The 23427-nt window shown below is 40.6% G+C and carries 25 protein-coding genes and 2 pseudogenes; 16 read left to right on the top strand and 11 right to left on the bottom strand.

Annotated features, from left to right (window positions below; translation table 11 throughout):
• Positions 1-27: 27 nt before the first annotated feature.
• The gene (locus C9J47_RS06985; RefSeq protein WP_107252875.1) at positions 28-276 is read right to left on the bottom strand and encodes an ogr/Delta-like zinc finger family protein; all 249 of its coding nucleotides are present in this window, start codon (positions 274-276) and stop codon (positions 28-30) included.
• Between the two features lie 452 nt (positions 277-728).
• Here C9J47_RS06985 and C9J47_RS06975 point away from each other — a divergent pair, with 452 nt between their 5' ends.
• Positions 729-1112 carry a hypothetical protein gene (locus tag C9J47_RS06975; protein ID WP_107252873.1) on the top strand — a complete coding sequence of 128 codons (384 nt, stop codon included), beginning with the start codon at positions 729-731 and terminating at the stop codon, positions 1110-1112.
• 168 nt (positions 1113-1280) lie between these two features.
• Here C9J47_RS06975 and C9J47_RS27510 read toward each other — a convergent pair.
• From C9J47_RS27510 to C9J47_RS06950, 5 genes and pseudogenes are all read right to left on the bottom strand, one after another.
• Positions 1281-1515 (bottom strand): annotated as a pseudogene (locus C9J47_RS27510) (phage portal protein); the annotation flags it as partial.
• Positions 1516-1601: 86 nt separating this feature from the next.
• The gene (pstB, locus tag C9J47_RS06965; protein ID WP_006231485.1) at positions 1602-2351 is read right to left on the bottom strand and encodes a phosphate ABC transporter ATP-binding protein PstB; all 750 of its coding nucleotides are present in this window, start codon (positions 2349-2351) and stop codon (positions 1602-1604) included.
• A gap of 18 nt (positions 2352-2369) precedes the next feature.
• Positions 2370-3260, bottom strand: a complete 891-nt coding sequence (gene pstA, locus C9J47_RS06960) for a phosphate ABC transporter permease PstA (RefSeq protein ID WP_107252872.1) — start codon at positions 3258-3260, stop codon at positions 2370-2372.
• Between the two features lie 5 nt (positions 3261-3265).
• Complete coding sequence (gene pstC / locus C9J47_RS06955) at positions 3266-4177, bottom strand: phosphate ABC transporter permease subunit PstC (RefSeq protein ID WP_036803347.1); 912 nt, start codon at positions 4175-4177, stop codon at positions 3266-3268.
• A gap of 144 nt (positions 4178-4321) precedes the next feature.
• On the bottom strand, positions 4322-5146 hold the full coding sequence (locus tag C9J47_RS06950) for a phosphate ABC transporter substrate-binding protein (protein ID WP_107252871.1): 825 nt from the start codon (positions 5144-5146) through the stop codon (positions 4322-4324).
• Between the two features lie 388 nt (positions 5147-5534).
• Between C9J47_RS06950 and C9J47_RS06945 the strand changes: the two genes are divergently transcribed.
• The 4 genes from C9J47_RS06945 to C9J47_RS06930 all read left to right on the top strand — a co-directional run bounded on the left by C9J47_RS06945 (position 5535) and on the right by C9J47_RS06930 (position 10377).
• Positions 5535-7163: a methyl-accepting chemotaxis protein gene (locus C9J47_RS06945; RefSeq protein WP_107252870.1), complete on the top strand. Its 1629-nt coding sequence runs from the start codon at positions 5535-5537 to the stop codon at positions 7161-7163.
• 169 nt (positions 7164-7332) lie between these two features.
• On the top strand, positions 7333-8253 hold the full coding sequence (locus C9J47_RS06940; RefSeq protein WP_107252869.1) for a LysR family transcriptional regulator: 921 nt from the start codon (positions 7333-7335) through the stop codon (positions 8251-8253).
• A gap of 266 nt (positions 8254-8519) precedes the next feature.
• A complete protein-coding gene (locus C9J47_RS06935; protein WP_036803348.1) occupies positions 8520-9737 on the top strand; it encodes a NupC/NupG family nucleoside CNT transporter in 1218 nt (405 codons plus the stop codon).
• Positions 9738-10098: 361 nt separating this feature from the next.
• Complete coding sequence (locus tag C9J47_RS06930) at positions 10099-10377, top strand: hypothetical protein (RefSeq protein WP_107243988.1); 279 nt, start codon at positions 10099-10101, stop codon at positions 10375-10377.
• A gap of 81 nt (positions 10378-10458) precedes the next feature.
• Here C9J47_RS06930 and C9J47_RS06925 read toward each other — a convergent pair whose 3' ends face one another.
• Complete coding sequence (locus C9J47_RS06925) at positions 10459-11454, bottom strand: Gfo/Idh/MocA family protein (protein ID WP_107252868.1); 996 nt, start codon at positions 11452-11454, stop codon at positions 10459-10461.
• Positions 11454-11759: a putative quinol monooxygenase gene (locus tag C9J47_RS06920; protein WP_107252867.1), complete on the bottom strand. Its 306-nt coding sequence runs from the start codon at positions 11757-11759 to the stop codon at positions 11454-11456. The genes C9J47_RS06925 and C9J47_RS06920 overlap by 1 nt, the downstream gene beginning before the upstream one ends.
• Before the next feature lie 181 nt (positions 11760-11940).
• Here C9J47_RS06920 and C9J47_RS06915 point away from each other — a divergent pair, with 181 nt between their 5' ends.
• Entirely contained in the window at positions 11941-12825 is an 885-nt protein-coding gene (locus tag C9J47_RS06915) for a LysR family transcriptional regulator (protein ID WP_245903354.1), read from the top strand.
• Positions 12826-12873: 48 nt separating this feature from the next.
• Here C9J47_RS06915 and C9J47_RS06910 read toward each other — a convergent pair whose 3' ends face one another.
• Entirely contained in the window at positions 12874-13218 is a 345-nt protein-coding gene (locus C9J47_RS06910) for a family 16 glycosylhydrolase (RefSeq protein WP_245903403.1), read from the bottom strand.
• Between the two features lie 312 nt (positions 13219-13530).
• On the opposite strand from C9J47_RS06910, the gene C9J47_RS06905 reads away from it, so the two are divergent.
• Positions 13531-14073, top strand: a complete 543-nt coding sequence (locus C9J47_RS06905; protein WP_425440594.1) for a response regulator — start codon at positions 13531-13533, stop codon at positions 14071-14073.
• A gap of 178 nt (positions 14074-14251) precedes the next feature.
• Positions 14252-14407, top strand: a complete 156-nt coding sequence (locus C9J47_RS27020) for a ribosome modulation factor (protein WP_170107470.1) — start codon at positions 14252-14254, stop codon at positions 14405-14407.
• 148 nt (positions 14408-14555) lie between these two features.
• Here the strand turns inward: C9J47_RS27020 and C9J47_RS06895 are convergent, their stop codons facing one another.
• Together C9J47_RS06895 and C9J47_RS06890 are read right to left on the bottom strand one after the other, a co-directional pair.
• Positions 14556-15101, bottom strand: a complete 546-nt coding sequence (locus tag C9J47_RS06895) for an IS1595 family transposase (RefSeq protein ID WP_107252863.1) — start codon at positions 15099-15101, stop codon at positions 14556-14558.
• A 9-nt stretch (positions 15102-15110) separates the two neighbouring features.
• Entirely contained in the window at positions 15111-15503 is a 393-nt protein-coding gene (locus tag C9J47_RS06890) for a transposase-like zinc-binding domain-containing protein (RefSeq protein ID WP_107252862.1), read from the bottom strand.
• A 77-nt stretch (positions 15504-15580) separates the two neighbouring features.
• Here C9J47_RS06890 and C9J47_RS06885 point away from each other — a divergent pair.
• The 8 genes and pseudogenes from C9J47_RS06885 to C9J47_RS06850 form a co-directional block, all read left to right on the top strand.
• Positions 15581-15760 (top strand): annotated as a pseudogene (locus C9J47_RS06885) (DUF3131 domain-containing protein); the annotation flags it as partial.
• Between the two features lie 25 nt (positions 15761-15785).
• Entirely contained in the window at positions 15786-16622 is an 837-nt protein-coding gene (locus C9J47_RS06880) for a DUF3131 domain-containing protein (RefSeq protein WP_245903351.1), read from the top strand.
• 43 nt (positions 16623-16665) lie between these two features.
• A complete protein-coding gene (locus C9J47_RS06875; protein ID WP_245903350.1) occupies positions 16666-17793 on the top strand; it encodes a glycosyltransferase in 1128 nt (375 codons plus the stop codon).
• A 281-nt stretch (positions 17794-18074) separates the two neighbouring features.
• Positions 18075-19160 (top strand): TRAP transporter substrate-binding protein, encoded by a 1086-nt coding sequence (locus C9J47_RS06870; RefSeq protein WP_107252860.1) that lies wholly within the window; start codon positions 18075-18077, stop codon positions 19158-19160.
• A 66-nt stretch (positions 19161-19226) separates the two neighbouring features.
• Complete coding sequence (locus C9J47_RS06865; protein ID WP_107252859.1) at positions 19227-19793, top strand: TRAP transporter small permease subunit; 567 nt, start codon at positions 19227-19229, stop codon at positions 19791-19793.
• Positions 19790-21169, top strand: coding sequence for a TRAP transporter large permease (locus C9J47_RS06860; RefSeq protein WP_107252858.1), 1380 nt, complete (start codon positions 19790-19792; stop codon positions 21167-21169). The genes C9J47_RS06865 and C9J47_RS06860 overlap by 4 nt, the downstream gene beginning before the upstream one ends.
• Positions 21170-21324: 155 nt before the next feature.
• Positions 21325-22209, top strand: a complete 885-nt coding sequence (locus C9J47_RS06855) for a helix-turn-helix domain-containing protein (protein WP_107252857.1) — start codon at positions 21325-21327, stop codon at positions 22207-22209.
• Positions 22210-22301: 92 nt separating this feature from the next.
• Entirely contained in the window at positions 22302-22916 is a 615-nt protein-coding gene (locus C9J47_RS06850) for a GNAT family N-acetyltransferase (RefSeq protein WP_107252856.1), read from the top strand.
• Positions 22917-23427: the final 511 nt, after the last annotated feature.

Genomic DNA, 23427 nt, shown 5'->3' with positions numbered 1-23427 from the left:
TAAAAAGGCAGCTTAATGCTGCCAAAATTAAAACATTGAGAGTTGGCTACGAAGCTGTTTTGCTTTCTCTGGTGGCATCGAATTAACTAAAGCAACAACCAGTTCGTTGGTGTTCTTGGCTGAAGGGCTGAGAGTATGCGAAAAGCTAAGGTTCATCACAAAAGAGTGACCACATTCGGGGTCACTACAACTGCAGTATAAATCCGCATAGCCGGTCGATATTCGATTGGTCTTTTGAATGCAGGCTTTATCTACCTTATTGAAAATAAAGAGTATGGTGTGTTTTCTGTCATTGTTTTAATGATCTGGTTGATCACGATAAAGTGGTGGTGACTAAGGCTTGAAGCCAAGTAGGGCAAGGGCTAGCGTTGTTTTGAGGGGGGGAGTGAAATTTCAATTTACTGAAGTTAAAGTCCTTAACTGCACTGACTTAAATATCATCATCTCTGAACGCAGTATTGCACAAAGTAAACTTTTGTTCCCAAATACACGTATTCATACTGCGTATCAATCTTGAACATTCTATTTTATTTCTGTATGTTGTCATTCAAAAAATGGAGAGTAAAAATGTTTAAAAAACAGTTGGTTATACTTATCCCTACACTCGTGCTAACTGCTTGTGGTGATAGTGATAATACTGAAATAGGCAAAGATACGTATGATTATAGCTCTATAGACTACTCACTTATCAAAGGTTATATAGTGCAAACTTTGAGCAGGATGATGGTTTGGTTGATGAAAACTTAACCTATATTACTAGCGATGGTTTCTTTAAAGCGTATAACTTTATGGGGGATGCTGTCGATGGGGGTGTATCTTGCTTTGTGGAAGCTTCTGGAAATCAAGTGAATGCATCATATATGAATCAAAGACTAAAATATGACGATAATACTAGACAGTATTATGTTAGACCTAAAAATGATTCGTCGGATAGTTTCGTGTTAAAATGGGAATATGATTCATATGGTACGCTTGTTCAGGTGTATCATGGAACTAGTAACACCAATCTTTCAATTCAATCCGTTGCCTCAGATTTATCTTTTAAAACGGTTATACGCAATTTAAAAGTTGCAGATGATGACCGTGCGATACAAATTAACTTATGTAACTAAAAGTTAGTTTAGTCGTTATTAATAGATAGGATTTTATCTAACAACATTGCTAAATTTATCACCGAGCCATAGTTAGTCAACCATTGCTATGGCGCCGGGCCGACGTCACCAAAGTCGGTTAATAAAAAGTGTCAGTTTAAATCCAACCTAACCCATCTTATAAGAGGGCTATTTGCCTTCTCTATTCACCAATGTGAACTCAAACTGCAGATTTTTCGGCACTTCCGTGTCACTATTCACCGCATCCATAAACATTTCGCAAGCGGGTATTACCTCATTCATTGAACTTAACAGGGGCGCCTCGGGTACCGCCACTGGGAATAATCGCAGCCAGTTCAATCGGAAATCGATGGCCAACTAAAACCTCTTGGGCTGATACGTTCTTTATCTTCTCGAACTTATCTTAATCTATTGGCAATAAACAAAAAAGCCCCCTTACAAGAAGGAGGCAATAGTACCATCACTTTTTATTATTTTTTACAATACGGGTTAACCGAAATCACCGTTTACATAACCACGAGTGCGATCGTCGCGTGGGTTGCTAAACAGTGCATGTGTATCGTCGTGTTCAACTAATTCACCCATTAGGAAGAATGCAGTACGGTCTGAAATACGACGTGCTTGCTGCATAGAGTGCGTAACGATAACAATGGTGAAATCTTTCTTAAGAGATTCCATCAAATCTTCAATCTTCTTGGTGGCAATAGGGTCTAATGCTGACGTGGGTTCATCCATAAGGATAACCTCTGGCTCCATTGCAATAGTACGGGCAATACATAAACGCTGCTGCTGACCACCAGAAAGACCGAACGCATGTGATTTAAGGCGATCTTTAACTTCATCCCACAGTGCTGCGCCGCGTAGTGATTTTTCTACTACGCCATCTAATACTTTTTTATCTTTAATGCCTTGAGCGCGCAAACCATAAGCCACGTTCTCGTAGATGCTCATTGGGAATGGGTTTGGCTTCTGAAAAACCATTCCAACTTTAATACGAAGCTGCGCTACATCAATGTTGCCGTATACATCTTCACCATCGATTGACAGTAAACCGTCGATTTTAACGCCTTCAATAAGGTCGTTCATACGGTTAAGGCAACGAAGTAGGGTAGATTTACCACAACCTGATGGTCCAATTAATGCCGTAACCTGACGGTTTGGTATCGGTAGACAGATTTGCTTAAGAGCCTGATTTTCGCCGTAGAATAGGTTTAGGTTATCAATATTAAATTTGTTCATCTTCATCTTCCTCAAAAATTAGTAAGTCGCAGTATTGAAGCGGCTAGCAATCAGTTTCGTTAGCATGTTAATAATCAGAACTATCACAATTAGAACGGTTGCCGTTGCGTAGGCTTGTTGCCATTCATGAATGGTGTATAGCTCTTGCGTTAATTTATACAAGTGAACAGTCAACGTACGACCCGAGTCAAAAACACTCTCGGGAATACGTGCAACCATACCTGCGGTCATGAATACGGGTGCTGATTCACCGATAACACGACCCACGCTGAGGATGATAGAGGTTACGATACCAGGCATAGCGCTAGGTAAGATAAGCCTCCAGATGGTGTAAATTTTAGATGAACCTAATGCATACGAACCTTCGCGGTAAGTTTGCGGTACTGCCATTAATGCTTCTTCTGTTGTACGAATAATAACAGGAAGAATCAAAATACTAAGGGTGAGTGCTCCTGATAGAATCGAATAACCAAAGCCAAGCACAACAACAAAGAATGTCATACCGAACAGGCCGTAGATAATCGATGGAATACCCGCTAATGATTCAGTACAAAAGCGAATAACCTTAACCCATTTACTGCCCACGGCTGCGTATTCAGTCAGGTAAATCGCCGTCATGATACCCAGTGGTGCGGCAACAGCAATCGACGCTGCAACCATGTATAGCGTGGCAACAATCATTGGCCAAATGCCAGATTCTTCACCAATTGTTGTGTAGTTACTTGAAATGAATGACCAGTCTACAAATGCTAAGCCATTGCTTAAAATGTACCAAACAACCCACATAAGGAAACCCACTGTAATACCAGCAGATAACCAAATAACACCGAGTGAAATTTTATCTTTTAATAATTGTGACGCTTTGTTTTTCGTGTTCAGAGACACAGTGCGTTTAATTGTATCTGACATAATAATTACCTCGCACGCTCACGGTTTAAGTACAGTAAAGCGGCGTTCAACGTCATGATGAAAACAAGAAGAACAATACCAGTCGCGTATAAAGCACTTGCGTGAATGCCTGTTGCGTAAGACATTTCAATCGCAATGTTGGCTGTAAGAGTACGCGCCGAATCGAGAAGGCCTTCAGGCATGGCTGGTGAGTTACCCATAACCATAATAATGGCCATCGTTTCACCTAAAGCACGGGCTATACCCAAAATCACGCCAGTCATGATACCTGAGCGCGCTGCTGGTAATAAAAGCTTGAATATAGTGAACATATGAGATGCCCCAAGCGCTAAAGAACCTTCTTTATATACGCGGGGTACAGCTCGAATCGAGGTTTCAGATACGGTGATAACAGTCGGTAAAATCATTACCGCAAGTACGATAATACCCGCTAGAACAGTGTTACCCGCAGGTACATTAAAGACACTTTGGATAAGCGGAACAATAATAACCAAACCAAAGAAGCCGTAAACAACCGATGGAATACCTGCAAGTAATTCAATTAAAGGGCGAACAATGTTTGCAAGGCGTTTAGGTGCCACTTCAGCAATGAAGATTGCTGTTAATACACCAACAGGCACACCCAAAATAACAGCGCCCGCGGTAGAGACTAATGATGCAACGATCATTGGGGCAATACCGAACAGTGCTGGTGGTAACCAATCTGTACCTAGAACGATGTTTGTTACACCAGCATGTGCAAATGCCGCGTAACCTTCTCTAAAAATAAAATAACCGATAGTGATTAAAGACAAAATACCGATAGCGGCACTTAGCATAAAAAGGTTTTTGAAGAACAGTTCGCGCCAATCAATCACTTTTTTTGATTTTAGTGATGAAGCTTTAACTGTCTTCTCAATACTGTTTGCGATGGTCATAATTTCATAACTCCAAATACCAACAACGTCACTATTTCTAAAACTCATGAATAAGTAACAGCAAGCAAAATAGCTGTAGGGAAAAACCTATATCGTTGTGGTAGAAAATAACGCTTGGCAATAACCAAGCGTTATTAAAGTGGTTTAGTTAACTGCAATGTAGCCTTTAGCTGAAACAAGTTTCTGTGCTTCAGTTGTTAGAGACCAATCTAAGAAAGCTTGAGTTTCTGGGTTAATTTTGCTTGCCTTGTAAAGCACAAGGAAAGGACGCTGAACTTGGTATTCACCAGACTTGATAGCAGCAACTGAAGGTACATGACCGTCGATTGATAGTGCTTTTAGTGAATCATCGACAGTACCCAGAGAGATATAGCCGATTGCAAATGGGTTGTTAGCAACTGTTGTTTTAAGCTGGCCGTTACCACTTGTAACCTGAGCACGCTGAGAGATAGCTGATACTTTGATGTCGTTGATTTTTTTCTTCAGCGACATGATGTCTTCGAAAGCACCGCGAGTACCTGATGCTGTGTCACGTGTTACCACTACGATTGGCTTATCTTCACCGCCAACTTGGTTCCAGTTAGTGATTTCACCTTTGTAAATTTTCGTTACGTCTTCTTTTGATAAGTCAGTGATTGGGTTCTTGTTGTTAACCACAACAGCGATACCATCACGTGCAACGACGATTTCTTTTAAATCATCTGATTTCTCTGAATCTTTAAGATTACGAGAACTCATCCCCAAATCAGCAGAACCATCGGTTGCGGCACGAACACCGGCTGATGAACCTGGACCTTGAACTTCAACAAAAACATTAGAGTGTGCTTGGCTGTAAGTTTCACCAAACACTTCCATTAATGGTGTAACTGAACTTGAACCTACAACAGAGATAGTTTCGTTTGCAACTGCAGCAGCACTGAATGCCATTGAACCTGCAAGAGCTAGTGCACCGATAACCTTTGTTTTCATTTTCCTAATCCTTTACATGCTGGCTTAATTGCCAATAGGTTTTGAATGAACGAGGCCTAGATTAGGAGATCTTTATGACAGTTATGTTTCAGAAGTTTGAATCATATATGACGATTGTCATAAATACCGTAGAGGAATAGAGATAGTGCTGTTAAACGAAAGGAAGTAATTGATATAAAAGGTGGGCTTATCCTTTTTGTTGAATAAATGACGTCGCCGTCAAAATAATGGCGCCAGGTTCTCGTTTACTCTTTGGAAAACAATGAATTATTGTTTTTTTTGTGATCTAGATCTATCTTTTTTGGGGTTATGTAGTGATAATGCACGTCACATTATTATAAGTACCCATTGTAAGAATAGGTGCGCAAAAAGTTCTTTTGAGGTTCCAATGTCTTTTTCCTTAAAAAATGTATCTATCCGTTATCAGGTTTTATTACCTGTATTCTTAATCATTGTTGTGCTTTTTACATCACTATGGGTGACGAAAAGTAATCTTGAAGGTGAGCAGCAAGCCATAATGGCTAATACTAATTCACTGGTTGAGTACAAAGATGCACTCGCAAACGTGGATGACAAAGTATATCCGCTACGAATTGATGCTGTTTATGCTATCTATGATGCGTCGCGCCGTAGTGTTTTCCAAAATGAATTACGTTCCGCTACTACAGACATTACTAATGGTCTTCAAGCACTTAATAAGCAACCTGAGTTTAAATCGGATTCTGATGCAGTTAGATCGGCAATCAATGATTATATTAATTACTCGAACCGCGCAATTACGCTTTTCAATGAATTTGATAAAGGCAATGTAACTGAACAAGAAAAATCGAATTTTGTTGCACAGTACCGCGTTGTGGGCAACAAAATGGTCTCTACGATCAATACCTTGTCTCAGCGCGTAAATGTGTACGCAACGGCGAGCATGGAACAAAGTGCTCAAAATAATAAAAGCCTGATGAATACGGCAACGATTGCTATCATGCTAGCGTTTGCATTTGCAATCATAGTTGCATGGTGGTTATCAGGCTTAATTGTTAACCCTATTGTAAAACTGCAAGCGATTATGCGTAATGTGGCTCAAGGTAACCTTCAAGTTCGTGCTGAACAAGATGGTACTAATGAGCTTGCCGAACTTAGTGGCGATATCAATAAAACGGTTATTCAACTTCACACAACCGTCGATTCATTAATTCGGATTAGTGAAGATGTTGCTTCTGCATCGACAGAGCTTGCAGCTGTAATGACTCAATCTGAAGCTAATGCGCAGCTTGAATTGAACGAGATCGATCAGGTTGCTTCTGCGGTTAATGAATTATCAAGTACTGCAGATAACGTAAGCGATAATGCGACAGCAGCGGATGCAACGGCAAAACAAACCGATGAACTAGCTAAAGAAGGCATGAACATCTTTGAGCAAAGTAATGCGGCAAGTGCGCAAATGACGCAAACTTTGTCGGAAGCTGCCGGTGTTGTAACGCGTTTAAAAGAGCAATCAGAGCAAATCAGCAATGTAGTAGAAGTAATTCGCAGTATTTCAGAGCAAACTAACCTATTGGCACTGAATGCAGCCATTGAAGCTGCGCGTGCGGGTGAATCGGGTCGCGGCTTTGCGGTTGTTGCTGATGAAGTACGTATGCTGGCTGCACGTACACAAACGTCGACACAAGAAATTCAAGTGATTATTGAAGAGTTACAATCACAATCAAGCAATGCCAATGAAAGCATGCAATCAAGCTTGGAAATGTTAGAACGAAACCAGCGTTTTGCGCATCAAGCGAATGATGCACTTGTTGGTATCACTGAATCTGTTATTCAGATTAGCGATATGAATACGCAAGTGGCGACAGCGGCAGAGCAACAGTCACAGGTAACACAAGACATTAACCGCAACGTCACTAACATGTCTGAAATCGTGAATCAAAACGTAGCTGGTATTAGCCAAAGTGCAGCTGCAAGCCATGAGTTATCTGAATTAGCTGAAAAACAGAAACAACAGCTTTCTTTCTTCAAGCTGTAATACCATCGTAAATGAGTATTTGGTCATTTTTCTGAATAAATTGATGATCATTAACTTATCCCGATGGGTATAATCTGACTTACAATAGTTACTATAAAGAGGCCTGCTTATGCAGGTCTTTTTTATTAATGAAAACAGATCTTCATAAATAAATAGCGTATGGGGCCTTATGCTAAAAAAAGCGCAACAAATGGTCGTGTTTAACGCATTAACACAACAACAAAGTTTTACGCGAGCTGCGCAATTGCTTGATATTTCACGTACTCAGGTGAGTAAACAGATCCAGCAACTAGAAGAAAGGCTAGGGGTGCAACTTGTTCAGCGTACTACGCGTTCGTTTGCGTTAACTGAAGCAGGGCGGTCTTTTGCTGTTCATTGCGCCAATGTGGTGGGTGAAATCAATGAAGCGGAAAGTGAGCTTCTGTCTGAAACGGATTCTTTGCAAGGTGCATTACGGGTCGGTATTGCTCAATCTTTTGCTTCTAACCATATTGCCCCTTTTATTTCTGAGTTCCATGATTTATACCCACAGCTCGATTTAGAAATGAGCCTGTTTGATTACCGTGTCGATTTAATCGCAGAACAACTCGACCTATGGATTGGTTTTATGGATTCACCGCCTGAAGGTTTTGTTGCGCGTCATCTTATCGATTGTAATTTTGTATTAGCGGCGAGCCCTGCCTACCTTGCTAAACATGGTGTGCCTTATCACCCTAATGATCTGAAGGGGCATAATTGTATTACGTACTTTAGCCGAGAGCGTAAAGACAATGTATGGAGCTTTCGTAAAGAAGAAGAGAGCCATCAGATCAAAGTAAAAGGGAACTATCGTGTCGACTCGGCAGATTCGATTCGTGATGCAACATTAACGGGTAATGGTATTGGCTACCTTGCCACGTACTTACTGAAAGATGAATTGCAGAAAGGACAATTAATACGCCTTATGCCTGATTGGGATTTGACCCAATATATGCCGCTATATGCCGTTTATCCTCGGCATAAATACCTGCCACAAAAGGTGCAAGTATTCATCGATTTCATACGAAGCCACATTGGAAAGCCAGCTTACTGGGATCGAAGTATCTTTTAATCGCTGTAAAAATAACCGTTCTTAAAGGGGCGGTTGTGTGATAAAACTCTCAAAACACCCTCAATTGTCACCAGTGAAGACAATAGTATCCCGCTACAGAACTAATCCTGCCGATTTCGTTTGCTTTGCTCAAATAGTCATCAAATCTCCCTGTCAATGTTAATCGCATGTAATTTTGCATAACAATTTGATCCTTGTCACATTTCGTTACTTCAATAGAATGCGTCCGCAATCGTTTACTAAAACAATAACAGTGGAGAATGGCCGTGAATTACTTGGTCAGTGTATTAGGTATCATTACGCTATTTGCGGTTGCCGTATTATTTTCAGAAAATCGCCGAGCAATTAACTTGCGAACTGTCGGTGGTGCTTTTTCCATCCAGCTCATTTTTGCAGGCTTTATTTTATATGTACCGGTTGGCCGTGAAGTATTAAACAGTGTATCTGATGCGGTATCGGGTATTATCGGCTACGGTCGAGTGGGTACTGAATTCCTATTTGGTGAACTTGCACAGTTTAAATTGGGCTTTATCTTCGCTGTTAACGTACTGCCGACTATTGTGTTCTTTTCTGCGCTTATCTCTGTGCTTTATTACTTAGGTGTGATGGGATGGGTTATAAGTGGTTTAGGCGGGTTACTTCAGCGTTTCCTTGGTACAAGCCGCACTGAATCAATGTCTGCTACTGCTAATATTTTTGTAGGTTCAGTTGAAGCCCCTCTTGTTGTTCGTCCCTATTTATTGAAAATGAGCCGCTCTGAATTATTTGCAGTGATGGTAGGTGGTTTAGCCTCTGTTGCTGGTGGCACAATGGTTGGCTACGCTGGCTTAGGTGTTGATATTAGCTATTTGATTGCTGCAAGCTTCATGTCTGCCCCTGCTGGTTTGATGATGGCAAAGATTTTAGTGCCACAAACTGAAGTGGTTACTGAAGAATCACAAATGGCAGATGAAGAAGATGATGAGCCTGTTAATATCATCGATGCCGCTTCGCGTGGTGCCCTGAGTGGTTTGCAAATTGCTGCGGCGGTAGGTGCAAGTTTACTGGCAATTATTAGTTTAATCGCATTAATCAACGGTGGTTTAGGCCACATTGGCAACTGGGTTGGCATTGACAACTTTAGCCTAGAACTTATCTTTGGTTACTTATTCGCCCCTGTTGCTTGGTTGATTGGTGTGCCTTGGTCTGAAGCAATGGTTGCTGCAAGTTTGATTGGTAAGAAAATTGCGGTGAATGAATTTGTTGCCTTTGCAGATTTAATGGAAGTTAAAGATCAGCTAAGTGCCCATTCACAAGCGATTGTTACTTTTGCACTGTGTGGCTTTGCTAATTTAACCTCGATTGCAATGCTAATGGGTGGGCTAGGTGGCGTTGTACCAAGCCGTCGTCCTGATATTGCTCGTTTAGGCATTAAAGCGATTTTTGCTGCTACATTATCAAACTTAATGAGTGCAACCGTTGCGGGTATCTTCTTATCGTTTTAATGCGATGCTTAAGTACGTGTCTAAATAGATATCGCAATAACGATATACGATAGAAAGAACAGAGGGCTTAGGCTCTCTGTTTGTGTATCTGATGAATACAATGGAAGAGGCTGGGGTATGTTTTATTCTGGCAATAATAAAGCCCGCACTGAATGCGGGCTTAATACTTTCTTCGTGCAAGACCTAAGGACAACCTAATACTAGTCACAGCGGCTCTTCTCCGTGTCTCAAATATGATAATATAGAGTGTACAACATGATCGAATAGTGCTTTGTAGATGCTTTTTCTCATGTTTATGAACGAAGAATATATTTTAAGTTGTTATCATTTAAGCCGATTCATTAAATAGTAGATACGTATTATGAAATCACCTGTTGATAAATTATTAGGCAAGCATCAAGATTTGATTCATACCGATGCAATGAAAGTAACCTCTCATACTCATCGAGAAGATAATGAAAATTGGTTTTTGCATACGTTGATGATTGAAGGGTGCGATGCGCCGTTCAAATTTAAGCGAAAAAAGAGATACAAAAACCTGAAAGGGAAGCTTGTTAATATGACCTATTACGTTGATTGCGATATCGTTGCAGGTTTCGAGATTGAAACTATGCGAGTGGTTAGAATCAAATTGCATTAGGTAAGCAACATACTGCACCAACGTATGTTAATGCAGTACTCTTGTTTTTAATTGGGGTTTGACTGGCTATTGATTAGACATTTATTGGGTCTTGGTTGCGTTTTCCCAATCTGTAAGCAGTTTCATTATCTGGCGTGAATCTTTCGGTGTTGCCGCTGGACGTTGAAGCGACAACTGTTCCTTTTCTAAAGCTTCACGAATCAGTTGTACTTGGTACAAGAACCCATTTCCTTGTGCGGGTACGGTAATTGTTTCACCTTGTTGCTCGTAAGTGGTGATCACAAGTTGATTGCCCTCTGCTTCTGGCAACCAAGGGTTAGAGATTAGCTGTAAACTGCCTTTACTGCCAAGTACTGTAAATTCAGCATGCAAGCCATAATCTTCAGCGGTATGAAGTTGACAAAGTGTTCCGTTTGCAAATTGAATAGTTGCCGCCGATTCACAAATATTACTGTCTTCACCACGTCGCCCTGATGCCGTAACCGTATAGTTATCAAAAATAGTATCGCCAAACGCTTGCTGCATGATCAAATGGGCAAGCGATACAGGGTAGCAACCTAAATTATACAGTGCACCTTTGCTGTCAGGGTTAACGAACTGGGCGATAGAGGCACAATATTGACCGTTGATTGAGCGAATATCGCCAATGACATCACTATTAATCACGTCACTGATTTTTTTTGCAAGTGGGTGCGTGAGGTACATTAAACCTTCAGCAAAGAAAACATTATTTTTCGCGACTGCTGCTAATGCTTCGTCGGTTTTAGCCATATCAACAGAGAGTGATTTCTCACAAAGAATCGCTTTACCCGCATTGGCCGCTTTAATTATAAAGTCATGATGCAGGTGGTTGGGCAGGGCGATATAAATAATATCAACATTATCGTCGTTAATCAGGGCATCGTAATCATTGTATATATGCGTAATGCCGTACTTTTCTGCAAAGGAAGCTAAAGGTGCTTGCGAACGTCCAGCGACAGAATACAGCGTTGTATTGCCTTCTTCTACAATTGCATCTGCCATTACACCAGAAATAAAGCTTGTGCCGAGAATGCCCCAATTAAGTGTCTTTTCCATTATTTTATGTCCGCGGTAAGTAGTTGGGTTTCAAATGCTTGGACGAGATCGGTTAGCCCTGCCTGAATAAAACGCTGGGTGTGCTCTGCATGAAAGTGTGTCTCAAAAGCTTCTTGGTTGTCATAGCGCTCCCAAAAGATAAATCGACGGGGGTCTTTCTTATCTTGAAGGGGAATTGCCATTGAGCATCCTTCTTCGCTGTTCATACCGTCACAAAAATCTTGAATAGCCGCGATAGCAACATTGAGGTCGCTCTCGGGTTTAATGCGTAGTTCTGCAGTAATGAACAAGCCTTGCTTAAACATAATGTTTTCCAAATCTATCAAAAGTAGCAATATGTAAAAAGTATCACTGTGAAAAATGAGCAGTGCGAAAAATACGGCACAAAAAAGAGTGATATAAAAAGTAAGAGGGTTAATTTAATTGACTCTCTATAGTTGATAAACCATCATTTGGTTTGTTATTTATAAACTATAGGTTGTTAATGTGGATCGGTTGAAAAGTATGCAAGCATTTGTTTCTGTTGTTCAACACGGCAGTTTTTCAGGGGCTGCTGCTGACTGCTCTGTTACCCCAACCATGATAGGTAAACACATCAAGTTTCTGGAAGTACACCTTGGTACTAAGCTATTAAACCGAACGACTCGCAAGCAATCTTTAACGGAAGCTGGGCAGATTTACTACTTGGAATGTAAGCGAATATTAGATGATATCGCAGAGGCCGAGAACAGCTTACAAACACTGAAAAACAAGCCAAAAGGCACGGTACGTATTAATTCGCCAGTTACGTTTGGCAATATTGTTTTGGCACCAATCGTTGCTGATTTTCTACAAGACTATCCTGAAATTAATATCGATTTTACATTAGACAATAGTTTGATTGACCCATTACATGATCCTTTTGATCTTGTGATTCGCATTGGTGAACTGGCGAGCTCATCATTAATTGCTCGTGAAATAGCACGGTATGAAATGGTGTTTTGCGCATCAGCAGGCTATTTATCGGAATGTGGAACCCCAACATCACTCGATGAGTTGTTAAGGCACCAGTGTTTAGGCTTTAGCTATGGAGACGTTCACGCCAACCTTGCCTTGCGACTAGACACGTTAGCGTTTGATAAGCAGCATACACGGCTTATATCTAACAGCGGGCAAGCATTGAAGGTGGCAGCTTTAAAAGGTGCGGGTATCTTACTTCAACCCCGTTTACTGCTAAATGATGAACTCAGTAGTGGGCAATTAGTTGAAATTCTAAGTAGCGATACACCAAAACCAATGCCTGTACATCTTTTATATAAGCACAAAGCATTGCCGTTAAAAACACGCGCCTTTGTTGATTTTTTATTAGCGGCAATACACCGTACGAAGTAAGACAAGCCGTGGTTATGAAAGAACAGTCCAACTATAAAGGCTATCTGTTTAGCCTTTAAGGTTACATCTGCCGCCTTTAATGTAACGAATATTGCGATATTCAGCGGTGATGGGCACACTGCTCTGCTCAAACTCGCCAGCCCATCCCGATATTTCACTGTCTGTTGCCCATATATTTGCCATTATGCGCAGTGGGCTATCGCTACTCTTTGGAATGGGATCTGATGATGTATTTTTAACTTTGAATACAAGTTTTCCATCAATAAACCATTGAATAGCATGTTTAGTCCATTTAATCCCATAACGGTGAAAATCTTCAGAAGCATCAAAATCCAAGAAGATGATCCTTGCATGATCATTGGTGTAATTATCATCGTTTGTCCAATAATTAATTTGTAGCAGGTCGGTATTATTACCTAAAAATTCAAATTACCACTTAAACCGTGTAGCCATGTACGTTCTTCATCATCGTTGTCCCATTCTTCAAATGGCAAATCAAAAGAGCTGGATACGCCTTTCCAAATTAAGTCAGATTCAGCGGGCTTAGACTCTGTTATATATGCTATGTATTTCTTATAAGTTGAATTTAATCTTAGCTAATGCAGTCGTTTTTCATGCAGAGTAAGAATGAAAAGAAGGTACGACATTTATGAGAGACATTTTATTGGTTGATGACAATCGAACAATGCTTATGTTTATGGAAAAATGCTGACAAAGCGTGGTTTCAATGTCATTACAGCAAGTGATGGTTTGCAAGCTTTGGAAGTGTTGAAAGTCAATGCTCATATACAGTTTGTACTCAGTGATTGGATGATGCCTGAAATGGACGGCATAGAATTGTGCGCACGTTTAAAATCAGGTGATTACTCTCGGTATATTTTTTTCGTTTTGTTATCAGGTAAAGATGATCAGGCTTCGATAATCAATGGTATTAATGCAGGGGCTGATGATTTTGTTGTAAAAGATACCCATGTCGATGAACTTGATGCACGTATTCGAGCAGGGTTCAGAACGCTAGCGTTGCATAATCAAATAACAGAAAAAAATGATGAGCTTGATGGTGCTTATGCGACTATTAAGAAAGATTTAGAGTCTGCAGGTGAGCTTGTTCGTCGTTTATTACCTACCCAAAAAAAGCTGACGGGGGTAGAGCTGAGCTATGTATCTATACGGCTCTGTTGTACTTCTGTGTTGTCAAAATTTAATCAAGTTTACCGAATAGACCAACCAGAACTGACAAAAAGATAAAGAATTACTAACCTATTAGCTTTTCCATTTGAAATTTATTTTCGAGAACTTCCTGCTACCAGCTCTCAAAATTCAACGCAATCTGCAAACGACACACCAATTCCTGATTAAAAACAAAGACATAAAGCTGGAACGTAACTTGCCTTGTCTTATTGGAATTTATCACGGAGGATTTGTTATGAATATTGATAAACTTTGGAACCAAGGATATAGAGCGTATTTATCACAAGAAACAATAGAGCATTGTCCATATAATGATAAAGAATGCATTATCAATTGGATAAAGGGCTATCTGGACGCAGCAAATGACTCTTACCACGAAGTTAATGGTTAGATCAGCAGGTAAAGTCATGACTGCCAGCCCATACGTTATAGGTAACGTGAAATCGTTATGAAGTGATAGGGAATAGCTTAACTAGTTTGGACTGAATTAGAGTGCAAACTAGTTAAGCTGGGTTTGTCCATTTTCGTGTTTGAAGCATTCATTCAAATGGCGTTAATTGACCTGTGGCCTCCTTTAGCCAAAGATTTTCCTCACCATAGCTTTTATCTCTCATCCAGATATACCAAGCTAGATAGTGTTTAACATAGACCGTTCCGACCCCACGGAAACGGTCTAGCCATTCTTTCCACAAACTAATAAACCCATTGACGTGTTGAATGTGGTATATCCCTTCAACGATGCGACCATCAGAAGCAATGATGCGCTTGTGATCGAGGTTAATATCTAGTTTTTCAACGATACTCTTGTAGGATAAATTGCCATCTGTGCAAAGACAGCAACCCTCTGACAATAAGGGTGTTATTGCTCTGGATATGTTCTCTTTCGTGTTTCTATCCATCACCTTATACGTAAATTTATCGCCACGTTGATATGAAATCAACACTGGCACTAAAGGAACTTTACCACCACCTCTTTTACGGGATGCGCGAGGCATTTTCCTTTTTCCTTTAAAGGGTTCAGGTAAGAAGGCTTCGTCAGCTTCGATAATGCCCGTAAAGCTCGAAGGCTGATTCTTGTCGGGCATTTGCAGGAATCAGTGTCGCCAGAAAAAGGCTGTTCTCAGGCTAATATTCAAGGTTTTGGCGATTTTTCTCAGTGTTATTCCATCCCACATCATAGATACGTAACTAAGCCACTTATCTTGCTTTCGCATCTTATATAGCGGTGTTTTGGTCAGAGAACAAAATGTCTTTTTACATTCTTTGCAACGGTATCGCTGAATACCTTTTGCAGTTACACCGTGCTTTACAAACTCTGGTGAATGACAGTGAGGGCATTCGGAAACTATATCTTCTCGTTCAGCGATAACCTTGCCGACTATATCTGAATCTAGCTTTTGTTTTACTGAAGAATTAAGACGCTTGGTGTCAACGTAATTTAAGGAGAGGATTAACTGTAAAATTGAGTCCAGTGCTATGTTTTTCATGACAAAGCGCCTCAAGAGTGAACTTAGTCGTTACTGTGAATATAGTTTAACAACACAGAAATACAACAGAGCCTTTAATAAACACATTCACATCGAATAATAACGGTATAACGATGGAAATACTCTTGTGTAAACAGCAAGGGAAATTACTGACTTATAAAGATAATATTGCTCCAAGTTTATGGGATAAAGCATTAGAAACCCCGTTTGGTTACGAAGGCCAATGCTTACCTCGTAAGCCAACAGCACGCCCGTAGTTGTGGTTGTTTGAAAGGGATGTCGATGTTGAAAGTAGCTGTTGCCGTTAGTCTAGCTTTATCATTATCTGCTTGTGGGGTGGTGTATAAAGGTGTGCAAGATGGAGTTTCCTCTATTAACGAGTCGCAAGTGATTCGTCAGGGGCGCTTTGGCGAGCTTACAGAACTTGAAATTGAATGGGCTAGGGTAGCGTGGAAATATGTTGAAAATAATACGCAGCTTAGTACCGGGTTAGTGAATACTATCGATAATTACCCGACAACTAACATGGCAGGTCTGGCTGATTATTTACTGGCTTTAACTGCTGCGCGTGAATTTGAATTTATTACAAGTAAAGAACATGATGAACGCCTATCGTTAGCCATTAGTTTTCTTGCCAAAATGAACCTCGGGCCGACTGGGGTTCCCAATAAGGTTTACAGCACAAATACTGGTCAAAAAGTAGATTATGGCAATCAACCTAGTGATATTGGTTGGTCATCGATTGATGTTGGACGGTTATTAATCGTTCTAGCCATTATTAAGCAGCGTAATCCAGAATTTTCAGAATACGTTGATAAAGCTGTTTTACGTTGGAATTTTTGTGAGCTAGTCAGCCAAGATGGGGAACTATATGGTGGGGCAATTAATGATGGGCAGATATTTCGTTACAAAGAAGGTCGACTAGGCGTCGAAGAATATACATCTTACGGGTATGTAGATTGGCATATTGTGCCAGAAAAATCGATGCGATTAGACCCGTACGATGTTGCCACAATAAATGGTATCGATCTGTTATTTGATGGGCGAGACCCTCGCCATTACGATGTACTTCGTCCAGAAGAAGTACATCAAAAAAAAATTACTGATTCTTGCAAATAAATTATATTGCCTTACTGAAGTATCAACTGAATTTTATAAAAATATGATCAAAGAGGTAAGGCGCCCTCTAGAATTTCGCCTTGCTATTAAATTGGTAGAGTCTCGTCGTTATTTATTATCACTGAACAAACCACTAACGATTGGCGTCGTATTTGCCATGTGGGGGGAACATAATAGATTAAATGTAAAGAGTGTTACTAACCCTCACGGTGAAGATTCCCTGCGAACAAAAATAAATCAGCTAAATTGGATAACAAAAGGTACATCGGTTGATTGGCATTTATACCCCGTTGATGATGGGTGTCCGCATAATAGCGGAGGAATAGCGAAGAACATACTGGCCTCCCATGCAGATAAGAATAAAGTGACCGTGCTAGCGCTTCAAAATGCGATTCCCACTGAATCTGGCCCTTTGCAGAATCTTCATCATGCTGATGATTCGCGTAAAGGTGGTGCGATTATTTATGGTTGTGAGGTTGCCTTAAAAGATAATGTCGATTGTGTTGTGTATACCGATGCAGATAACTCTGTTCACTTAGGGCAGTTGGGTTTGCTGGTCGAGCCTTATATCAAAAATGATTATCAAGTTGTATTGGGTAATCGTAAGCACCCAGATTCAATTTTGGTCAAGCAGGAAGAACGCTGGGGTGTGGGTATAAAAACACTACGTCATATACAGCGAATGATAGGGCAAGAAATTTTTACTAAAGGTATTAAAGACACTCAAGCCGCTTTTAAATTATACGGTAATGTAGCTTTAAGAAAAATTGTCAAAACACCGACAGTGTATGATTTCTCATTTGATACCGATTGGATTCTTGCAGCGATGGAGATGAATCAGCCTATAACAACAGTACCTTTTGCTTTCATTGATTCTGCTGCCGAATCCGCTTCTATTGTGCAAGGGCCAATGACGACGTGGTATACCCTGCTTGATGGTTTAGTGAAGGCGGTTCGCGCAAGACATGCAGCGCACAGTACAGAGATGGCAGATGTATTTGAACGAGAAATTTTATCTCATGAAGATCTCGAGTTGATTATTAATTGTGTGCCACCTGAACTGATCAATGCTCAAGACTCTGATTTAGGCGATCCCAATGTTATGTCTCCTAAAGCCATTGAGCAGTGGTTGATCACCATGAAATCACCTCAGACGCAGAGCGTTACTTGAACCTTATATACATAGGTTATGTGGCTATAAGTTAAACCGCTTCCTAATCATTGTGCATTTGCATACCACCTCAATACCTAATGCTAACTTAGCGGAAGGATTGGGGTGTTTTTTCATCCAATTTCAAGTGAACTTTTATTCATATAGAGCAAATGAATGTTTGATCAGCTTCAAACATAGACCAATTAAATTTTTATAAGTGTCAGTTATGTCTACAGTTGTATTAACAAATTTGTAACCTAATAGTGATCTATATGGGCGCTAACAACAAGGAGAGCAGGATGCAGTTGAAAGAAGTAATAAAAAAGTTAGCACTGATTACAACAGTCGCCAGTGTGCTTTTTACCCCACTTATTGTGCAGGCAGCAAGCGCTGAATATAAGTGGAAAATGGTGACCACATGGCCTAAGAATTTCCCTGGTTTAGGTACAGGTGCAAATGATTTAGCCAACCAAATTAATGAAATGAGTAATGGCCGTATTCAAGTCAAAGTATACGGTGCAAAAGAGCTTGTCGGTGCACTTGAAGTTTTTGATGCAGTGTCGCGTGGTACTGCTGAAATGGGGCATGGTGCAGGGTATTATTGGAAAGGAAAAGTACCTGCAGGTCAGTTTTTTGCGGCTGTGCCTTTTGGCTTAACCGCGCAAGAGATGAACGGTTGGATTTATAGTGGTGGTGGTTTAGAACTGTGGCAAGAAGCCTATGCACCGTTTGGGATTATTCCGATGCCTGGTGGTAATACAGGTGTGCAAATGGGGGGGTGGTTTAATAAAGAAATCAAAACCCTTGGTGATCTTAAAGGCTTGAAAATGCGAATCCCAGGTCTTGGTGGCGAGGTATTAAAACGTGCAGGAGGCACGCCTGTATTGTTACCGGGTGGTGAAATATTCCCAGCGCTTCAGTCGGGTGCGATTGATGCCACTGAATGGGTAGGCCCGTACAACGATATGGCATTTGGTCTTTATAAAGCCGCGAAATATTACTATTACCCAGGTTGGCATGAGCCAGGTACAACACTTGAAGCGCTGATCAATAAAAAAGCCTTCGATAAGCTACCTAAAGACTTACAAGCGATTGTATTAAACGCGACAAAAGTGGCTAACTCGAACATGTTGGCTGAATACACCGCACGAAATAATGCCGCGTTGCAAAGCCTGATTACGGATCACAAGGTTAAGTTATTACCTTACCCTGCAGAAGTGTTAAGCCAGCTGAAAACCTTATCAGATGAAGTCGTCGCAGAAGAAGCTCAGAAAGATGAAATGAGTAAGAAGGTGTATGCCTCTTATATTGCTTTCCGTGATCAAGCGGTCGATTGGCATGCTGTTTCAGAGCAAGCTTACTTGAATGCGAGAAACCCTGAATAAAGAGTCGTAATACGGTGGGGTAGAAGGCTTACCCCATCAATTTGTATGTTGTAATGAGTATTGTGTATGGACGCACCATCTCCCGCTGTTATCAGTTTTATACGGCGTCTTAATCGTTTCAGTGATATTACTGGTCGGTTTGTTTCGTGGTTTGTTTTAGCCATAGTGTTAATCACCTTCGTCGTTGTGGTTATGCGTTATGTGTTTAATACGGGTTCGGTTTTTCTACAGGAATTAATCACCTATTTTCATAATTATGTCATCATGTTGGGTGCTGCTTATGCACTGCTCAAAGGTGCGCATGTCAGAGTCGACATATTCTATCGCCCTATGTCGAATAAGAAGAAAGCGTGGATTGATTTATTCGGTTTTCTTTTTCTATTGTTACCGACCTGCTTATTCATTTTTGTCATTGCTTGGGAATATGTCGCCTTGTCGTGGAAAATATTTGAAGGTTCGCAAGAAGCTGGGGGAGTTGATGCCCGTTATCTTTTTAAAACCACGATTCTATTAATGCCTATATTAATGATTGTGCAAGGCTTGGCAGAAAGTATGAAGGCACTTTTAACCATTGCGGGTTATGAAGATGCAGTGAAAGCGCTTGATGAACATGACGAGGAGCACGCATTATGATTGAGCTTCTTCCTCTTTTACTTTTTGTTGTTGTATTTATTGTGTTGTTGTTTGGCTATCCCGTAGCGTTTTCGTTAGCAGGTTCAGCTTTATTATTTGCCGCAATTGGTTATGTAACAGAGACATTTGATCCTGTATTTCTTGAAGCCATACCCAATCGAATTCAAGGCATATTATCGAACGAGCTATTAATTGCGATTCCGCTATTTGTGTTCATGGGCGTAATGCTAGAAAAATCTAAAATAGCTGAAGAATTACTCGATACCATGGGGCAAGTATTTGGTGGTATGGCGGGGGGTTTAGGTTTATCCGTCACCTTAGTCGGCATGTTATTAGCCGCAAGTACCGGTATCGTCGGAGCAACTGTCGTTACCATGGGGTTACTGTCGCTGCCGACTATGTTACGTCGGGGCTACTCGCCTGAAATCTCTACTGGGATCATTTGTGCATCTGGTACGTTAGGGCAAATTATTCCCCCGTCGATTGTATTGGTGCTATTGGGGGATGTGATTTCATCTTCTTATCAACAAGCTCAGCTCGATCAGGGGATCTTCGCTCCAGACAGTGTCACCGTGGGTGATTTGTTTTTTGGCGCGCTTATTCCAGGTTTGATTCTTGTGAGTCTGTACGCACTTTATATTATTGCCATTGCGATTATCTCGCCAGAAAAAGTCCCCCCTATTCCTGAAGATGAACGTAAAGTCAGCAAAGAACTGTGGATGCAAGTGCTCACCGTTTTAATACCGCCGATTTTATTGATCGTATTAGTACTGGGTTCAATTTTAGGGGGTATTGCGACACCGACAGAAGCTGCATCGGTTGGCTCTGTAGGGGCAATAATACTGTCGTGCTTTAAACGTACTTTCACCTTCAATATTCTTCAACAGGTCATGCGAAGCACGACGGAAGTGACTGCGATGGTGTTCATGATATTAATTGGCGCATCGGTATTTTCGTTAGTGTTTCGTGGTTTTGGTGGTGATGATCTTGTTAGAGATTTTCTGATTGATCTACCCGGTGGTGTCTTTGGCGCTGTACTGTTAGTTATGATTGTCATGTTTTTATTGGGCTTCTTTTTAGATTTTATTGAAATTACGTTTGTTGTGATTCCAATTGTTGCACCAATACTGCTGACTATGGGGCTAGATCCAATCTGGTTGGGAATAATGATTGCGTTAAACCTCCAAACATCATTCTTAACACCACCCTTTGGCTTTTCACTGTTTTATCTTCGGGGGGTTGCACCTGATTCAGTCTCAACACCACAAATCTATCGGGGGGTGATTCCGTTTATTGGCATTCAATTGTTCGTACTTGGTTTGTTAGCGTATTGGCCAGCTCTTGCAACTTGGTTACCTAATGCCGTTTATGGCTAGATAGGTGCTTTCATCGTTTAGTGCTATGCATGGCTAACTATGCTTATAGTTAGTCATGTATGCATATATTCGTTTTCCTGAGAGGGTTATGAAGTTTGGGTACAAAGGGGATTTATGAGAATATTCATCCGACGTTTATTAAATGATTGGATCTCATGAAAACTTGGATGCACCAGCCACGCAATATTGATGTTTCACACTACGTAGATCGATACTGGTGGCTAGAGGTTGGTGAAAGCGATAGTGGTTATGAACCCGCGCTATTAATTCCCAATCCGAATGCTAACCTCATTTTTACATTGCCGACTCAGCAATATTCCTATCACCAAGAACAGCAGGAATTAGTCGGGCAGGGTAGCCATTTACTTCACCTATGCAGCAAAGCAATCAGTATTAATGACCAAGGCAGTATTATTCGGCTTGGCATTAAGTTTAAAGCAGGTGCGCTGTATGCGTTATTTGGTATTGAAGGAAGTGAAACACAGAATACGGTTACCTCTGATTTGTCGCTGTTGCATCCATCGTTCACTCTTGCCAATATACGTCAGCTCATTGATACTGACTATGCTTCTGATAAACAGGCGGATCAGATCAAATACAGCGTTGATAATGTGATTGAACGATTGGATAACCTGTTTTCGCAAGTTATTCAATTAGCAAAAGAAGATCGCCACAGTATATTGGTGCGTGATGCGTTGAGTCTACTTGCTGATAATTCATCGGTTGGGATCGAAACTAAACTGTTTTGTTCACGTAGAACTCTTGAAAGGGCATTTTTGCGTGTAACGGGTGTATCAATAAAGCAGTACGAAATGATGATGCGGTTAGATGCCGTTCTGATGTATATCTTTAAGAACTTAACTGATCCCAAGAATGATACGAGAATAACAGAGCCTGATTGGGCTGATATCGCACAGTACTTTGGTTTTAGTGATCAACCACATCTTATCCGTCAGTTAAAGCAAGCGATTGGACATACCCCAAACAAATACCTGAATACACGTAATCTGATTATTGATGTGTATGGTGATTTTGAATAAGTCGCTATTTATCTGACCACACCACACATTGTCGCTTTTGTTCAATCACCATTTTGCTTTAGAGGTTATGCTCTGATGCAGGATCTATATTAATGAAGAGTAACATTTTGCAACTTGAAGATTTAAAACAAGGTAAACCTGTTCCCCTATCAAATACATTTACTATTCAACTTATTCGCCAAGAAGATTTTACCGATATTCGAGTGATGCTTGAAAACCCGAATGTGACTAAATTTTTATTTTTCGCACCAGCCCCCGTTGAGCTGTATGAAGCGTTCTTCTTGCCAATCATTGAAAATACAGAAAAAGCGATAGCAAGCGGTGAGTGGCCAGAACATCTAACTATCATCATTCGTGATAAGAACCATCAATACATGGGCATGGCGGGTTTAACGCAAGTCATGCTGTTAGCGGGTAATTTTGAAGTTGGCTTCCAGCTACCCGAACATGCTTGGGGTTTAGGCATCGGTACATTGACGTGTGAATACTTAACTAAAGTCGCATTTGAACAGCTTAATGCACATAAGGTTACTGCAGACTGTTATAGCCAAAATGTGGGGTCTGCAGGTGTATTGCGTAAGTCAGGTTATGTACTTGAAGGTAACCAAGCAGGGTATTTTCATACCGAAGAATCAACCGATGATCGTTTGTTATTTGGTATGACGGCAAGCCAGTACTTGGCAAAGAAAATGGGTCAAGCTGTATAGAAAAGCGATAGAATAAATAATGGCGGTGTACAGCCATTAGAAGGCTGCTTTTCGAATATTAAAATTGTTTCCCGCCGAAAGACAATACGTTTTCCAATGCTCATCCCCACAGTGGATGAGCAACTTTATAGATAGCTTTGTCCTTGTCAACTAACCCTACCTTTAGTCAATTTAGCCTCAATGTTCACTTTTATCATTTTGATATTGTTTATTGTTTTGATAGTAAAAATGACTATCAAACTGATATTTACGCACTCTCATTGCGTAAGTGTGCAGTTGTAATTTACAGATGTGATTAGTTTGATCCTTAAACTAATATCTTTGATTAAGAATCAACCCCTGCAAGATCACATATCTCCTTCTTGTTTTCTACTCTTGCCCCAAGTCGGTCTAATTTCTGCTTAACAAGATTACCTGTTTATCATTTCTGTGTTTATGGAAGTATCTCGGTGAAAGTATGGCGACAAGGGGTAATTGGATAACCCATGCGTCTTCATCGTTTCGTGGGTAA

The sequence above is a fragment of the Photobacterium indicum genome (assembly GCF_003026215.1).
GTDB lineage: Bacteria > Pseudomonadota > Gammaproteobacteria > Enterobacterales > Vibrionaceae > Photobacterium > Photobacterium indicum.
The sequence above is the reverse complement of the archived record's forward strand: the minus strand, read 5'-3'. Positions and strand labels throughout refer to the sequence as shown.

Excerpts from the sequence above, each read along its gene's own strand:
- pstC (WP_036803347.1), bottom strand. The coding sequence starts at position 4,177 with ATGACCATCGCAAACAGTATTGAGAAGACAGTTAAAGCTTCATCACTA.
- C9J47_RS06850 (WP_107252856.1), top strand. The coding sequence starts at position 22,302 with ATGAAGAGTAACATTTTGCAACTTGAAGATTTAAAACAAGGTAAACCT.
- C9J47_RS06925 (WP_107252868.1), bottom strand. The coding sequence starts at position 11,454 with ATGGAAAAGACACTTAATTGGGGCATTCTCGGCACAAGCTTTATTTCT.
- C9J47_RS06860 (WP_107252858.1), top strand. The coding sequence starts at position 19,790 with ATGATTGAGCTTCTTCCTCTTTTACTTTTTGTTGTTGTATTTATTGTG.
- pstA (WP_107252872.1), bottom strand. The coding sequence starts at position 3,260 with ATGTCAGATACAATTAAACGCACTGTGTCTCTGAACACGAAAAACAAA.
- C9J47_RS06880 (WP_245903351.1), top strand. The coding sequence starts at position 15,786 with ATGTTGAAAGTAGCTGTTGCCGTTAGTCTAGCTTTATCATTATCTGCT.
- C9J47_RS06905 (WP_425440594.1), top strand. The coding sequence starts at position 13,531 with ATGCTGACAAAGCGTGGTTTCAATGTCATTACAGCAAGTGATGGTTTG.
- C9J47_RS06855 (WP_107252857.1), top strand. The coding sequence starts at position 21,325 with ATGAAAACTTGGATGCACCAGCCACGCAATATTGATGTTTCACACTAC.
- C9J47_RS06865 (WP_107252859.1), top strand. The coding sequence starts at position 19,227 with ATGGACGCACCATCTCCCGCTGTTATCAGTTTTATACGGCGTCTTAAT.
- C9J47_RS06870 (WP_107252860.1), top strand. The coding sequence starts at position 18,075 with ATGCAGTTGAAAGAAGTAATAAAAAAGTTAGCACTGATTACAACAGTC.
- C9J47_RS27020 (WP_170107470.1), top strand. The coding sequence starts at position 14,252 with ATGAATATTGATAAACTTTGGAACCAAGGATATAGAGCGTATTTATCA.
- C9J47_RS06920 (WP_107252867.1), bottom strand. The coding sequence starts at position 11,759 with ATGTTTAAGCAAGGCTTGTTCATTACTGCAGAACTACGCATTAAACCC.
- C9J47_RS06895 (WP_107252863.1), bottom strand. The coding sequence starts at position 15,101 with ATGCCCGACAAGAATCAGCCTTCGAGCTTTACGGGCATTATCGAAGCT.
- C9J47_RS06875 (WP_245903350.1), top strand. The coding sequence starts at position 16,666 with ATGATCAAAGAGGTAAGGCGCCCTCTAGAATTTCGCCTTGCTATTAAA.
- C9J47_RS06930 (WP_107243988.1), top strand. The coding sequence starts at position 10,099 with ATGAAATCACCTGTTGATAAATTATTAGGCAAGCATCAAGATTTGATT.
- C9J47_RS06945 (WP_107252870.1), top strand. The coding sequence starts at position 5,535 with ATGTCTTTTTCCTTAAAAAATGTATCTATCCGTTATCAGGTTTTATTA.
- C9J47_RS06890 (WP_107252862.1), bottom strand. The coding sequence starts at position 15,503 with ATGAAAAACATAGCACTGGACTCAATTTTACAGTTAATCCTCTCCTTA.
- C9J47_RS06950 (WP_107252871.1), bottom strand. The coding sequence starts at position 5,146 with ATGAAAACAAAGGTTATCGGTGCACTAGCTCTTGCAGGTTCAATGGCA.
- C9J47_RS06940 (WP_107252869.1), top strand. The coding sequence starts at position 7,333 with ATGCTAAAAAAAGCGCAACAAATGGTCGTGTTTAACGCATTAACACAA.
- pstB (WP_006231485.1), bottom strand. The coding sequence starts at position 2,351 with ATGAACAAATTTAATATTGATAACCTAAACCTATTCTACGGCGAAAAT.